Consider the following 14,378-nt stretch of genomic DNA (forward strand, 5'->3'; position numbering starts at 1 on the left):
TGATAGCAAGCGTATGCAAAGCATTTGAGCGTCACGAGGCAGATTGTGGAAGGTATTTATCCAGCTTAATTCTTCGGCACTAAGTAGATCTTGGTAGCGCTGTTCGATATTGTTGAGCAAGACTATAAAGTTTTGGAGGTAGTAATCTGGCTTTAGTTCAATGGGTTTCATAGTGATTACTTTATCGCATTTGATTTGATTCTCAATGGTTTAGGCACAAGCTAACTGTTAACATGCATGCCTGAACTCTACCTGATGAGGTCAATTGTGATTGCTCAGCTAAATATCTTTCTTCGTCTATGTATCTTACATTTTATTGTCGGCCTTTTCTCTCCGGTTTTTGCAGGCAATGCAACTGTTGATGGAGCTACTGATCTACCGGATGGTATTATCGGTGCTGTCTGCATTATTCGCCATGAAAACAAAATGATCATGATGTCAGAAGTTATTACGAAGAAAATTTCGTTACCTGGCGGTTATATTGATCAGGGAGATACTCCGCAGCAGGCTGCCGCACGGGAGGCATTAGAAGAAACGGGTATTGTGGTGACAGTGGGGGATTTGCTGCAATATCGAGGACGCGCAGCCATTTATCGCTGTGTGGCGGAGTCTCCAATTCTTGTGTCTTCTTTCAAAGATCATACTGGCCATCAAATTGTTGCATCATGGTTTTCACAACATTTTGCGACTGAAATACAGCGTGTCTACTTAATTGATCCCAGCGAGGTTGATCCTAAAGACTATCGTTATCCAGATGATGCTCCTCTGCTTGGTGATTGGCTTGAAAGAACTCCGTCGAGTGAGCTAGAAATTTATTCGGATCTCAGTGAGCAGGTAAACACTTTGCACCGCCTGGAGCTGACGTTGATTAGGCAGTTTCAGCAGTCGATAAAAGCGATGCCGGAAATATATCAGACAGTTTTTGAACGCGTAATGTACCTTGCCAACCTGCCTGGCGAATCCTTATTTATTGGCTTGTTAGTTGTGGTTGTCGCAGGGTTATACGGCCCTCTGGCACTGCTGCAGTTGGTTGTACTGTTGTTGTTGGCGATCTTTACCGCTTCATTGTTTAAGCTTGGTATAGCCTCACCTCGTCCGTCTTATATTATTCCTGAGTTACAGCAGATCAACGCCTATGGTTTTGGCTTTCCAAGTACCCATACACTGATGGCAACCATACTGTGGGGAATGTGCTGGTACATGCTAAGCCTGCGGGTTAGCCGTACTGTTAAATGGCTATCTTTGCCATTGTTCTTTTTGCTAGTTATTGGCCAGGCGGTTGCCCGAGTGTGGTTTGGGGTTCACTTCATCAGCGACACGATTGTTAGTATTCTGCTTGGCTTGGCAATGGTTTCTGCACTTATTGTGTGGCGAACTGCGGCACGTTCTTCGTTACAAGCCTGTATTGCCAGCAAATGGTTTTGGCTCTCGGTGGCTATTGCGATCGGGGTTACGGCAAGTCTTACCCTGGCTCCTGTCCATGTGTATATATTTGCAATCGTGCTGGGAATACTTTTTGCTGTAGAAGCGTTACCGATAAAGCCTGTAAAGGTTCCAGCTGTAGGCCGGTTAGTGCTGATGGTCATATTGGTGGTTGGTTTGGCCGCCATTGGCTATGGGGTTGAAGCCCTGGCAAATCAATCAACAGTGAGCCTAATTGTTTTGGCTATTCGGGTAGTCGGTTGGATACTGGCCGCTTTTTGGCTGGTAGCGGGCACCTCGTTGTTATCCCGTAAGTTGGCATCCTAGATTTAAGCAGTTGCACTCTGTCACACTTTGTTTCATACCCGTAGTGAGGTAAAGTGAATGCAATCGATTATAAAGAGAGGCCAGTAGTCGTAGGATACGACAGTTATGCTGGACAAGGAGAGCAATGTTACCCGCACTGACGCACCAGCACAGTATCGACGATGTTGTGCTGTCATACCTGAACGAGTTGGACACAGCCGGTTTTTCCGGCGATATCGAGCAAGCCTATGCCAGTAGATTAGCAGTTGCCACAGACAACAGTGTCTATCAGCTGTTACCGCAGGCAGTCGTATTTCCCCGCTCTGTGGATGATCTCATTCTGATTGGTCGAATTGGCCAACACTCTGATTATAAGCAAGTTACGTTCTCCGCCCGTGGCGGCGGCACCGGTACCAATGGTCAGTCGCTGACGCCTGGTATTGTTGTGGACTTGTCACGCCATATGAACCAGATCCTTGAAGTTAACCCTGAAGAGGGGTGGGTGAAAGTACAAACGGGTGTGATAAAGGATCAGCTTAATGATGCCCTACGTCCTTACGGCTATTTCTTCTCACCGGATCTTTCAACCAGCAACCGGGCAACGATTGGCGGGATGATTAATACCGATGCGTCGGGGCAGGGATCACTGAAGTACGGAAAAACATCAGATCATGTTTTGTCGCTTACTGCGGTGTTGGTTGACGGTTCGGTACTCAACACCGAGCCGCTAAGCGAGGATGCACTACTTGCCTTACCGCAGGTGGATGATCTGGCATCGGTTGCACTTCATACCTCATCACAGGTTTGTCGCGACAAACGCCAACAAATTATTGAAAAGTTTCCGCAATTAAACCGCTTTCTAACCGGTTATGATTTAAAAAATGTGTTCGATGACACGGTGACGTCGTTTGATATTGCCCGTCTGTTGTGTGGTGCCGAAGGGTCGCTGGCCTTTATCGCGGAAGCCAAGCTTAATATTACACCGATCCCGAAATCTCGCGCTCTAGTTAATATTAAATACGATAGTTTTGACTCGGCATTGCGTAATGCGCCAATGATGGTTGAAGCGCAGGCGCTATCGGTTGAGACCGTTGATTCCCGTGTGTTGAACCTGGCCAAGCAAGATATTGTCTGGCATACCGTCAGTGATCTTCTGACTGATGTGCCTGGCAAAGAGCTGCTGGGTATCAACATGGTTGAATTTGCCAGCAATCATCCGGAGGAAAACCAGCGTCAGGTTGAGGCTTTGTGTGCGCAGCTTGATGAGTTAATCGCGAAAAAGAGAAGCGGGGTGATTGGCTACCAGGTTTGTAATGATCTGGCCGGGATCCAAAAAATCTATGGGATGCGGAAAAAAGCCGTCGGTCTGTTAGGGGCGGCGAAAGGCAGTAAAAAGCCTGTCGCATTCGCTGAAGATACTTGTGTACCTCCGGAAAACCTTGCGGACTTTATCGTTGAATTTCGTCAGTTGCTTGATGAAAAACAGCTTGATTACGGTATGTTCGGCCATGTTGACGCCGGGGTACTTCATGTTCGCCCTGCGCTGGATATGTGCGATCCGAAGCAAGAACGCCTGATGAAGGAAATCTCTGATCAGGTTGTCGCTCTGGTTGCCAAATACGGCGGTTTGATGTGGGGCGAGCACGGCAAAGGCTTCCGCTCCGAATACGGTCCGGAATTTTTCGGTGACGAACTGTTTACTGAACTACGGCGGATCAAGGCTGCGTTTGATCCGGATAACCGGATGAATCCCGGCAAGATCTGTACGCCACTTCATAGCGACGCAGATCTAGTTAAAGTGGATGGGGTGAAACGTGGATTTTACGACCGTCAGATCCCGGTGAAAGTGCGGGACAGCTTCAAGCAGGCGATGGAGTGCAATGGTAATGGCTTGTGCTTTAACTACGATACCAGTTCGCCAATGTGCCCATCGATGAAGATCACCGCCGATCGTCGCCACTCACCGAAAGGCCGAGCAGGTTTGGTCCGTGAATGGCTAAGGCAGCTGTCTGAGCTGGGGATCGATCCGATCAAGCTAGAGACGGAACTGATGAGCCAGTCTCCTTCGGTGAAGCAGATCATCGACCGTTTCAGAAATAGCTTTGGCCGTCGCAAGGCTGACTACGATTTTTCCCATGAAGTTATGGAAGCTATGAACGGCTGCCTGGCCTGTAAGGCCTGTGCGAGCCAATGCCCGATTAAAGTGGATGTACCGAGCTTCCGTTCACGTTTTATGAACCTATACTACAGCCGTTATCAGCGTCCGGCGAAAGATTATCTGGTCGCTTATGTAGAGAGCTACCTACCATTAATGGCAAAAGCCCCCGCCACCTTTAACGCCTTTATGCGCCCTTCTTGGTCACAGAAACTAACCGAGAAAACGATAGGCTATGTTGATATGCCAAGCTTATCGGTACCGACGTTAATGGAGGGGCTAGATGGCCACCATGCCACGCGTTTCGACCTGAAATGGTTACAGGCTTTATCAGAACGTGAGCGTCAGGACTATGTGTTGATCGTTCAGGATCCATTCACCAGTTTTTACGATGCAGAGGTAGTAAGAGATTTTGTCTACCTGATTGAGAAGCTGGGCAAGAAACCAATGCTACTGCCGTTTAAGCCGAACGGTAAGGCCCAGCACGTGAAGGGTTTTTTGCGTCAGTTTGCCAAGACGGCTCGTAATACTGCCGACTTCTTAAACCAGCTTGCGGAATTGAATATTCCACTCGTAGGCGTCGATCCTGCCTTGGTTCTTTGTTACCGGGATGAGTATGCGGAAATGCTTGCTGACAAGCGTGGTGATTTCCATGTGCTAACGGCGCATGAATGGCTGATGCCTTTATTACAGGAGATGCCATCCTATCCGTTGCGACAAGATGATATTTGGTACTTGTTTGCTCATTGTACCGAGAAAACCAAGATGCCAAATGCTGAGAAGGAGTGGGCGGCTATCTTTGGTCAGTTCGGTGCCAATTTGATGCCTGTTTCTGTCGGGTGCTGCGGGATGGCCGGAACTTTTGGTCATGAGAAAGACAAGATGGCAATGTCGAAAGATATTTACAACTTGAGTTGGCAGCCAAACCTCGAACAGCTTGATACAGACCGCTGTATGGCAACAGGCTACTCATGCCGTAGTCAGGTGAAACGTATTGAGCACATTAAAATGAAACATCCGGTACAGGTGCTGCTGCGGGTAGTGAATAATCTGCCTTGAGGCTAACCCATAGGGCGAGAGCAGAAAAATATCAAGCGAGAGTCTGTTGGCTCTCGCTTTTTCGTAATTTTATACAGCTGTTAATCGTTTGGGCTCAGCCAGCGATAAACAAATCCGGCGGCAATAGCCCCCAGAATTGGCGCAACCCAGAATAGCCACAGTTGAGCCATGGCCCAGTCGCCTACCATAATGGCAGGGCCGGTGCTCCTAGCCGGGTTAACAGATGTATTCGTCACCGGGATACTGATCAAGTGGATGAGTACCAGGGCCAAACCGATTGCCAAACCAGCCATCGATGGTGTGGCGAGCTTATGGGTAGCACCGAGGATCACGATGAGGAACATGAATGTCATAACGACTTCGGTGATGAACCCCGATAGCATGGTATAGCCTCCGGGGGAGTGGTCGCCGTAGCCGTTAGAAGCTAGGCCGCCCGCAAGGTCAAATCCGGCTTGCCCACTGGCAATGATATATAGAACAAAGGCACCCAATATACCGCCCAATACTTGAAATACGATGTATTGGGCGACCTCATTGGCGGGAAAGCGCCCTCCAGCCCAAAGTCCAACGGTAACCGCCGGATTGAGGTGACAGCCGGAAATATGCCCGATGGCATAGGCCATAGTCACAACGGTTAAACCAAAAGCAAATGATACGCCAAGCAGACCGATGCCGACGTCGGGAAAGGCTGCTGCAAGTACTGCACTGCTACAACCTCCTAGGACTAACCAGAAGGTTCCGATAAACTCAGCCACTAGCTTCTTAATCATTATTGTTATCCTCAATGACAGGGGAACACCAGATCAGAGTATAGGAAGAGAATTTTCGAACTCCGTGCTCAAAATAGAAAAGTTAGCCTGTAGCTGATGTTGTTTGATAATACCAATCTGGATAAGTATGACACTTAGCTAGTGGTTAGCATCCAATAAGAAGTTTTCAAGTCGATCTGACAGCCATTCGATAACAACTCCCCGCCTGGTTTCATTTTCAATTATTTCGCCGTATGGCTGCCAGCTCGTTGCCTTATTGTGCTTGAGTACCTTGATGTCGCCATCGCGCAGGTGATCGTTTATCAGCAGGGCGGGTACATAAGACCAGCCCGTACCATCGAGTACTGCATCTCTGAGGTGTTCATAGAAGGGCAGGGCAATGAAATTGCTTGAGCGTGGCGTAACAGCTCGTAGACTCTCGTTTTCGATATAAGCAAGAGCGATTTCGGTATAGCGTTCTAAGTCGGTACTGATCACTTTCCTTAATTGGCTTAAGGGGTGGTCTTTGTGGGCTACCGACATCATACGAATCTGCCCAAGCTCCCGATGATAGACTGTCGGAATTTGATGGTCGCCAGGTAGCAGGCCGTAAGCAACGTCAATAACATTCTGTTTTACCATCTGTTCTAGTTCTGGCGGTGGTGCAACATATACAGAAATGCTGGTATCAGGAAAGCGTTCACTCATCTGTTGTACCAAACTGCGCCATAGCGATTCGGGCAAGGTATCATCGCGTGCAATTCGTATCGCAGACTCTACCCCATTAAGATGTTGGGAACATTTATTATGAATGTCATTCGCTATCATCAGCAAGCGCTCGCAGTCATTGGCAATTGCTTCGCCAATATCGGTTAATTGAACCTTGTTGCCGGTACGGTGTAATAGCTGAACACCAAGATCGTCCTCAAAAGCACTTAATGCTGCGCTTACGGTAGTGCGGCTTTTATTTAATTTGCGTGCCGCTTCCGTAATTGAACCGCTCTGGAGAGTGTGAATGAACATTTCTATTTGGTTAATTTTCACTGTATACACCCTAGATGAATGATTAATTGCATTTCATTGGTTAGTGTTATGGTTGTGGCGCTTGAGCGACGAAAAGATTGACACTGAGTGATTATAGCAACAAAAAATAATGAGTTAATATAGGGATATAAATTAGTCAATGAAGAATGCCCGACGAAAAGTACGTCGGCTGGTAGAGGTTAATATGTCTTGTAATGTGCAGCTAGAGCGTAGGCTGCTTCAGTTTTCAACCTTATCATCATTTCTGTTTGCCATGATGGGGATCGGCCTTGGGCTATGGATGGGATCTTTGGTTATCGTTTTCGACGGGGCCTATTCGTTTGTGAGCCTGGCGCTGACATTAGTGTCGTTAGGTGCTGCCGTTTATATTCGCAAGCCTGCTGTAAAAATGAAGCCGCAGAATGTAGCCAAGATTGAACCGGCGGTGATTGCGTTTAAAGGCATCGTAATTGCGGTAATGTGTTGCATTTCATTTAGTTCGGCTGTTATCGCTATTATGGATGGAGGACGTGAAGTTGATGCGGGATTGGCGTTATTATTTGGGGTCATTAATATTGTCGGCTGCTTGTTGACCATTTTGGTTATGGTCAAGAAAGGCAAGCAAGCCAACTCGGCACTGGTGGAAGCTGAAACCAAGCAATGGGTAATGGATACGGTGATTAGCGGAGCGGTAATGTGCGGGTTTATCATTGCCACTATTATGAAATACACTCAGCTCTCGGATTATTCTGTATATGCCGACCCGGTAATGGTGGTGATTGCTTCGATTTATTTCGTCATTGTCCCGATAAAAATGGTATTAGGTGCGGTTAACGAGCTTAAAACACTTTCAACAATTCAAGTTAGTGATACTGTTGCAAATGATGTTTAGGGAGGGGAAAGCGGGTTGGCGCTTTCCCTTACCGCTTATTGTTTTTGACCTAAAAGCAGAGTGCCTTCAATTTCACGGAAGTACTTGGCGGTATTGATGAGCGAGCTAGCAGTTAACGCTGGAACCCCATAAACCTCGACACTCACGTTGAACTTGGACTGCACTTTATCAACCAGAAGGTCGAAATCGCCATCGCCTGAAAGCAGAATAATATGGTCAACGTCAGGGGCATGTTCAATCACATCCAGTGTAATACCGACATCCCAGTCACCTTTCGCAGAACCATCACTGCGTTGGATAAATGGCTTTAATTTCACATCAAACCCAATCCCTCTTAGGATGTTCTGGAATTGGCGCTGTTTTTCATCACCCCGGTGGATAGCATAGGCATAGGCCGCGACAACCTCGCGGCCCTGAGTGGCTTCAGCCCAGAATGCATTGTAATCAAAATTACACCCGTAAGTATCTTTTACCGTGTAGTAAATGTTTTGTACATCGACGAAAATAGCGACTTTTTCCACAATAACTCAGACCAGATGAATGAAGTACACAGATTGCCTATTAACAGCTAAAAAAACAAGTTGATAATATAAATCCGGACAATTACTTGAGTATTGTATGGGTCTTATATCGGCGTATTCTTAGCAGATCAGGGGATTTGCGGCACTTGTAGATCGGGTTGAAAAATGTGACAGTTAACCCAGAGAAAGATTCAAATTTGAGAAGACAGTAATGATGAAAAAATTTGTGATGGCTAGCCTTTTTGTTTGCTCAACAGGAGTCTATGCGCAGAGTTGCCCGGTTAATGTACAGAACGAAATTCATATTGCCGGGGAGCAAGTATCTGTCTATCAAGAAGGCCAACCCAAAATGCTGATTGATGAAAATAATCAGGTTTACATCAATGGAAAGCAGTTAACACTGGACTCGATGCAACAGAAAGCCGTTGATACCTACAGCCAAGGCGTTAAAGAGTACCTGCCTAAGATGGCTGATATAGCTGATGATGGTGTGAGTATGGCCTCCGACATTTTGAAGGAAGTTTCAGAGGACTTTGATTCTAAGGAATCATTTACCAAGGTTGAGGCACTGATCGACGAATACGGGCAAAAAGCACAGCAAAAATTCTATCAAGATGGTGAGTTCGTGATGCCGACGAACTTGTTTGAAAGTGTTGACTCAGATTGGAAACAGGAATTTGAGCAAGCGATGAAACATGTCAGTGTTGAATCGATGTCAGGTTTATTTGCCGCATTGTCACAGGAAATGAAAAATGGAGAGATCAATTTCACTGAACTTCAACAGAAATTTTCTGAACTCAAAGTTCGTATAGAAGAGAAAATTCGCTCTCGTTCGGGCGAAATATCAATAAAAGCAAATGATCTTTGTGAGTCAATAACAGGCCTTGCAGAAGAAGAGCAAGAATTGCATAAGGCTATACCTGAATTGAAAGATTACCAGATGTTTGAAATATAATTTAAAGTATAGATTTGTAATAGTTTGTAATCTGCTTTGCAGCCATAAAATAAAAATGCCACTCAGTATACGAGTGGCATTTTTATATTGACCGGAAGGGGTATCTCGTTTTGGCACACGAAGTGTGAGCTGAGGTTGTATTTAGGTATCAGTAACAATAATGTCAATACGTGCTAACAAGTATAAGTGGCACATTTATTTCCCTTTGTGATTGTATCAATTAAAGCTCTTGCTAAAATAATAATTTGCAACGTTGCAGTAATGATCTGATTGTTGAACAGCATTAAGGCATAAATATATGGATATTAAACCGCTACATACAGCGTCATGTCACTGTGGAAGCGTGAAGTTTGAGCTGACATTACCTCGTGGGCTTGAGCACCTTCGTCGATGTGATTGCTCCATGTGTCGGCGCAAAGGGGCGATTGTAGCCTCGGTGTCTCTAGATGGTATTAAAATCACTGAAGGTGAGTCGTATCTTAGTCTGTATCAGTTTAATACCTATACAGCAAAGCATTATTTCTGCTCACGTTGTGGTATTTATACGCACCACCTGCGGAGGTCAAACCCTAATGAATATGGATTTAATGTTGGTTGCCTGGAAGGAGTGAATCCTTATGAACTTGAAAACGTGCCGGTTCACGATGGTATAAATCATCCATCAGATCACAACTGAAGCAAATGTCGGTGATAGGTATATACCCAAGTTACTTCAAGGTGTTGAAACAAACATTTTGCGGTTACTTGAGTATATATCTTCACCCTATAGAGTTAGGAGGTTTGAATTTCAGGTGTGTGAAGAAGAGAAATATAGTGCCATCATGTTGATTATGAGTTTTCTGAACAACATAGGTCTCTCGATAGAATATACATTGTTAGATGAGAAAACATTTTGTTCTGGAATTAGCCTTAAAGAAGGAAGGCTATATATTGATAGAGGAAAGTTATTCTCACCCGGAGAGCTGTTGTATCAAGCTGGAAAAATTGCTGTATCCCCATCTGTGGATAGAGCGAAGCTAAACGGTCATATTTTACATGAGCCATGTGACGATATGATGGTAATCGCCTGGTGTTGGGCTGCACTGAAGCATTTGAATTTAACCTCGGATGTCATTTTTGCTACAAGCCGTTATGGTGACAGCTCTTGTGAAATTATTGAGAAATTTAGTACGGGGCGCTCTATCGGTGTACCGCTATTACAGTGGGCAGGAATGACTAATGAGCCAACCCGGAATTTAAATGACAATATGGTTGTGTTTCCGGCAATGATCAAATGGCTTCGGGACTAACAATAAATTTAACCATGATCAAAAATAGGTAAAGGTATTGATTTCACAAGCTTAACCTATAACAAAAGTGTGCTAGGGTGAGTAATGTCGTCAGTTTGGTGTCTAGGGTGAACATATGTTAAAAATCGCCGTTATCATTGTCCTGTTACTCTTGGCTTTTTTGGCGACCAATTATTTGGATGAAAGCGCCCAGAAGAAAGTGCTTATCGGATTAGGTATTGTGATAGGCAGTGCTGTAGTGTTCTTGATGGCCACTGAGTTACTACGTTAGTTATCGTGATATTGCATCAGTAGAGATAAACAGGCCCAAGTTAAAGACAGATATAATAAAGCCCGCTTGATAGCGGGCTTTTATGTTTATCGCTTGCTTATTAGCGAGCTTTTGTGCGGTTTCGGTTTGGCTTGCCACCCTGACGCTGGCCACCCGCAGCGGGTTTACCGTTACCACCATTACGGTTCGGCCGGTTAGAGCCTGTGCTATTTCGGTTCCCCGACGGCTGCCCTGCCGGCTTATTGCCATTTCTGGTCTTTCCGCCTTGCTGGCTACCTTTGTTGTTACCGTTAGAGCGGTTGCCCGATTGGCGCTTACCGTCTTTACGGATATCCGGCTGATTCGGGTGTTTGGTAGCAAACCGTTTGGCACCATGGCGGCCTGAGCCTCGGCGTTGCGCCGGGGTCATCTCTGCTTCGCTGCCTTCTTCAGGTACGAGGCAGTTTGGTCGATCACCGATCAGATATTTTTTCCCCATTGATACCAGGGCTTCGCGGATCAGCGGCCAGTTCAGCGGATCGTGGTAGCGCAATAGTGCTTTATGCAGGCGGCGTTGACGCTCACCCTTGGCAACAAACAGGTCTTCACGCTTTTTGTACTTTACTCGTTTGAGTGGGTTCGTTTCCGAGTGATACATCGCGGTCGCGTTACACATCGGCGACGGGTAGAAGTTCTGTACCTGATCACACTGGAAGTCATTTTTCTTGAGCCAAAGCGCAAGGTTCAGCATGTCTTCATCAGTAGAACCTGGGTGTGCCGAAATGAAATACGGGATCAGATACTGCTTTTTACCGGCATCTTTGCTGTATTTCTCAAACATTTCCTTGAAGCGGTCATAGGTGCCCATGCCCGGCTTCATCATCAGATCCAGCGTACCTTTTTCGGTATGCTCAGGCGCAATCTTCAGGTAACCACCGACATGGTGGGTAACTAGCTCGCGGACATATTCTGGAGACTCAACCGCCAGATCGTAGCGTACACCGGAAGCGATCATGATCTTTTTGATACCATCAACATTACGTGCCTTACGGTAAAGGTCGATGGTATGTTTATGGTCTGTATTTAGCTTCTTACAGATTTCGGGGAAGATACATGACGGACGACGGCAGTTAGCCTCTGCACGCACATCAGAACAACCCAGACGATACATATTTGCTGTCGGGCCACCCAAATCTGAAATGGTGCCGGTAAAGCCCGGTACTTTGTCGCGAATATCTTCGAGTTCGCTCAAAATCGACTCCTGAGAGCGATTTTGAATGATACGCCCCTCGTGCTCGGTAATAGAGCAGAAAGAACAGCCACCAAAGCAACCACGCATGATATTCACACTGGTTTTGATCATATCGTAGGCCGGAATTTTCGCCTTGCCGTATGAAGGGTGCGGAACACGAGCGAAAGGCAGGCCAAACACAAAGTCCATTTCTTCAGTCGTCAGCGGAATTGGCGGTTTATTGATCCAAAGCTCACGATCGGCATGTTTCTGGATCAGGGCTCGTGACGAATATGGGTTGGTTTCCAAGTGCATCACGCGGCTTGCGTGCGCATACAGAATACGGTCGTTACGTAGCTTTTCAAACGACGGCAGGCGAATGACCGTTGTGTTTGAATCGTGGCGAGACGGTTGGACCTGCACTGGTTTGGCTTCGATCTCCGCTTTTTTCTCGGCTTTATTGCTTTCGCAGTTTTCTTCCGTCGCATAAGGGTTTGGCATGGCCATTGCCTTGCCCGGTTTTTCTATGCGGCTCGAATCGATTTCGCGGTAACCTTCCGGCAGCTCTTTCATGATCACTGCGGTACCGGCGATATTGGTCAGGGTTGCAATGTCTTCGCCATTGGATAGACGGTGAGCGACCTCAACCAGTGCACGCTCGGCATTACCGAACAGCAGAATGTCGCCTTTGGCATCAAACAACACAGAGCGACGAACTTTATCAGACCAGTAGTCGTAGTGTGACAGTCGGCGTAGGCTGGCTTCGATACCACCCAAGACGATTGGGGTTTCTTTATAGGCTTCACGGCAACGCTGGGAATAAACAAGAACCGCACGGTCTGGGCGCTTGCCACCTTCGTTGTTTGGGGTATACGCATCATCATGGCGTAGTTTACGGTCAGCCGTATAGCGGTTGATCATGGAATCCATGTTACCAGCGGTGATACCAAAGAATAGATTTGGCTTGCCCAGTGACATGAAAGCGTCTTTGTTATTCCATTCCGGCTGCGCGATGATCCCGACACGGAACCCCTGGGATTCGAGCAAACGGCCAATAACGGCCATCCCAAAGCTCGGATGGTCAACATAAGCATCACCGGTAACGATAATAATGTCGCAGCTATCCCAGCCCAGTGCATCCATTTCCGCCCGTGTCGTCGGCAGGAACGGCGCGGTGCCGTAGCATTCAGCCCAGTATTTTGGATAGCTATTTATTGGTGTTACTTCAGTGTGCATACATTGGCCTCAATCTTAGAAGGCGGGAATTATAGCCGCTTGGTAAATAACTGGCTAGCCCCGATATTCCCTGGGATTGGCGAGTACAGAAGGCATGATAATTCTGTTGATTAATCTTAGTGCGAATTTATGTAAAAAAGGCAGCATGGCTGCCTTAATCATTCGCTTTACTCTAGGGTGTGTCCCTCAATTATGTTGCGTCCATCGCTGCTGCTATTTTCAAGCAGAGCAACTTGAAAATTACGTGATTTGGTGGGCCAAATGAGTGATTTTTAAGGCAGTTATGCACAGAAAATAGCACAGCCCGAAGGGTTATGGCCAAAATCCACGCTAGCTGCCCCAAATAGCTTGAAGATAGAACCACTATGTTCATCACCATTTGGATTGCCATCACGAATTTTGGACCAATAACGATGGTGCAAATAATTAAGGGACACACCCTAGTCTAGTCATTTGTCCATGGTTGTAGTGAGTTAAAAATTACCACATTTCCCATAGTTGAGACTCAATTTCGTCTTCAATACTCTCTGGTAGAGTGCTAAAGAAATCGAGTTGTGTAACTTGTTCAACTTCATCAACAGTTGTAATGAAAGAAGGTAATTCAGATGAAGATACTTTTCGGTGCGGGAGAATAAATGCGATCGCATCATTGTAATTTGGATCGAGAATTACTTTATAGAAACGATTAGGAATGTAGACACCGTTACCAATATACGTTTCATTACCATCCCAAATCGGACCAGAAACAACATAAAGCTCGTCGTAAGTATTGGCCCATTCACGTACTTTTTCTTCAAGGGCTTTCCAGCCACCACGATTAAAACCTGGCAGTTGTGGTGCCATATTCGACATTAAGAAACTTTGCTGCATCGACTCCTGGGAGAAGTCCATGGTACCTGATGGTGCTAAGTGTCCTCGGTCATAGCCTGATTTTGTATAGTCACTGCTTGTTGCGCGGAAAACGGCAGGTAGCTCTTTATCAGTACGAAAGCTGTTAGAACGCTCATAAAAAGCATTCACACTCTCTTTAGTTATGTGGTACGCAACCCAGTTAGATACTTTATTCTGGTAATTATATCCTGCAGCATAACCGTCTCTGCATAAAATTTGATCGCTGCTGTTTGGTGTACCTTTTTCAAGGTGTTGGTGGCAGATTGCAGCGGAAGCGGATGCTGATAGGGCAATACCTAATATTGCAAATAAGAGGTGTTTCATGTTTCGTCCATATTAAGTGTGTATAGGACGGTCAATAATATTAATCATATCAATATGTCGGTATTGATATGCCTG

The 14,378-nt window shown here is 46.1% G+C and carries 12 protein-coding genes and 1 pseudogene; 7 read left to right on the top strand and 6 right to left on the bottom strand.

Going from position 1 to position 14,378, the window contains the following annotated elements; genetic code table 11:
* Window positions 1-171 (bottom strand): annotated as a pseudogene (locus MD588_RS26125) (VRR-NUC domain-containing protein); the annotation flags it as partial.
* 96 nt (window positions 172-267) lie between these two features.
* Between MD588_RS26125 and MD588_RS12805 the strand changes: the two are divergent.
* Window positions 268-1,749 carry a bifunctional NUDIX hydrolase/phosphatase PAP2 family protein gene (locus tag MD588_RS12805; RefSeq protein ID WP_265697707.1) on the top strand — a complete coding sequence of 494 codons (1,482 nt, stop codon included), beginning with the start codon at window positions 268-270 and terminating at the stop codon, window positions 1,747-1,749.
* Window positions 1,750-1,873: 124 nt separating this feature from the next.
* Complete coding sequence (gene ydiJ, locus MD588_RS12810) at window positions 1,874-4,942, top strand: D-2-hydroxyglutarate dehydrogenase YdiJ (protein WP_265697708.1); 3,069 nt, start codon at window positions 1,874-1,876, stop codon at window positions 4,940-4,942.
* An 80-nt stretch (window positions 4,943-5,022) separates the two neighbouring features.
* Here ydiJ and aqpZ read toward each other — a convergent pair whose 3' ends face one another.
* Both aqpZ and MD588_RS12820 read right to left on the bottom strand, forming a co-directional pair.
* Window positions 5,023-5,709 (bottom strand): aquaporin Z, encoded by a 687-nt coding sequence (gene aqpZ, locus MD588_RS12815; protein ID WP_265697901.1) that lies wholly within the window; start codon window positions 5,707-5,709, stop codon window positions 5,023-5,025.
* 141 nt (window positions 5,710-5,850) lie between these two features.
* Window positions 5,851-6,735: a LysR family transcriptional regulator gene (locus tag MD588_RS12820; RefSeq protein ID WP_265697710.1), complete on the bottom strand. Its 885-nt coding sequence runs from the start codon at window positions 6,733-6,735 to the stop codon at window positions 5,851-5,853.
* Between the two features lie 184 nt (window positions 6,736-6,919).
* On the opposite strand from MD588_RS12820, the gene MD588_RS12825 reads away from it, so the two are divergent.
* Window positions 6,920-7,606 (top strand): cation transporter, encoded by a 687-nt coding sequence (locus MD588_RS12825; RefSeq protein WP_265697902.1) that lies wholly within the window; start codon window positions 6,920-6,922, stop codon window positions 7,604-7,606.
* A gap of 35 nt (window positions 7,607-7,641) precedes the next feature.
* Here the strand turns inward: MD588_RS12825 and MD588_RS12830 are convergent, their stop codons facing one another.
* On the bottom strand, window positions 7,642-8,127 hold the full coding sequence (locus tag MD588_RS12830) for a LabA-like NYN domain-containing protein (protein WP_265697711.1): 486 nt from the start codon (window positions 8,125-8,127) through the stop codon (window positions 7,642-7,644).
* 211 nt (window positions 8,128-8,338) lie between these two features.
* Between MD588_RS12830 and MD588_RS12835 the strand changes: the two genes are divergently transcribed.
* The 4 genes from MD588_RS12835 (at window position 8,339) to MD588_RS12850 (ending at window position 10,642) form a co-directional block, all read left to right on the top strand.
* Complete coding sequence (locus tag MD588_RS12835) at window positions 8,339-9,082, top strand: YggN family protein (RefSeq protein ID WP_265697712.1); 744 nt, start codon at window positions 8,339-8,341, stop codon at window positions 9,080-9,082.
* A gap of 298 nt (window positions 9,083-9,380) precedes the next feature.
* A complete protein-coding gene (locus MD588_RS12840) occupies window positions 9,381-9,758 on the top strand; it encodes a GFA family protein (protein ID WP_265697713.1) in 378 nt (125 codons plus the stop codon).
* A 115-nt stretch (window positions 9,759-9,873) separates the two neighbouring features.
* A complete protein-coding gene (locus MD588_RS12845) occupies window positions 9,874-10,371 on the top strand; it encodes a hypothetical protein (RefSeq protein WP_265697714.1) in 498 nt (165 codons plus the stop codon).
* 115 nt (window positions 10,372-10,486) lie between these two features.
* Window positions 10,487-10,642, top strand: coding sequence for a hypothetical protein (locus MD588_RS12850; protein ID WP_265697716.1), 156 nt, complete (start codon window positions 10,487-10,489; stop codon window positions 10,640-10,642).
* A gap of 100 nt (window positions 10,643-10,742) precedes the next feature.
* Here MD588_RS12850 and MD588_RS12855 read toward each other — a convergent pair whose 3' ends face one another.
* Both MD588_RS12855 and MD588_RS12860 read right to left on the bottom strand, forming a co-directional pair.
* The gene (locus MD588_RS12855) at window positions 10,743-13,088 is read right to left on the bottom strand and encodes a YgiQ family radical SAM protein (RefSeq protein ID WP_265697718.1); all 2,346 of its coding nucleotides are present in this window, start codon (window positions 13,086-13,088) and stop codon (window positions 10,743-10,745) included.
* 480 nt (window positions 13,089-13,568) lie between these two features.
* The gene (locus tag MD588_RS12860) at window positions 13,569-14,303 is read right to left on the bottom strand and encodes a DNA/RNA non-specific endonuclease (protein ID WP_265697719.1); all 735 of its coding nucleotides are present in this window, start codon (window positions 14,301-14,303) and stop codon (window positions 13,569-13,571) included.
* Between the last annotated feature and the right edge of the window lie 75 nt (window positions 14,304-14,378).

This window comes from Photobacterium obscurum (genome assembly GCF_026191635.1).
GTDB lineage: Bacteria > Pseudomonadota > Gammaproteobacteria > Enterobacterales > Vibrionaceae > Photobacterium > Photobacterium obscurum.

Bases quoted from the DNA above. Each gene is read 5' to 3' on its own strand.
- ydiJ (WP_265697708.1), top strand. From the start codon at position 1,874: ATGTTACCCGCACTGACGCACCAGCACAGTATCGACGATGTTGTGCTG.
- MD588_RS12825 (WP_265697902.1), top strand. From the start codon at position 6,920: ATGTCTTGTAATGTGCAGCTAGAGCGTAGGCTGCTTCAGTTTTCAACC.
- MD588_RS12835 (WP_265697712.1), top strand. From the start codon at position 8,339: ATGATGAAAAAATTTGTGATGGCTAGCCTTTTTGTTTGCTCAACAGGA.
- MD588_RS12840 (WP_265697713.1), top strand. From the start codon at position 9,381: ATGGATATTAAACCGCTACATACAGCGTCATGTCACTGTGGAAGCGTG.
- MD588_RS12850 (WP_265697716.1), top strand. From the start codon at position 10,487: ATGTTAAAAATCGCCGTTATCATTGTCCTGTTACTCTTGGCTTTTTTG.
- MD588_RS12855 (WP_265697718.1), bottom strand. From the start codon at position 13,088: ATGCACACTGAAGTAACACCAATAAATAGCTATCCAAAATACTGGGCT.
- MD588_RS12860 (WP_265697719.1), bottom strand. From the start codon at position 14,303: ATGAAACACCTCTTATTTGCAATATTAGGTATTGCCCTATCAGCATCC.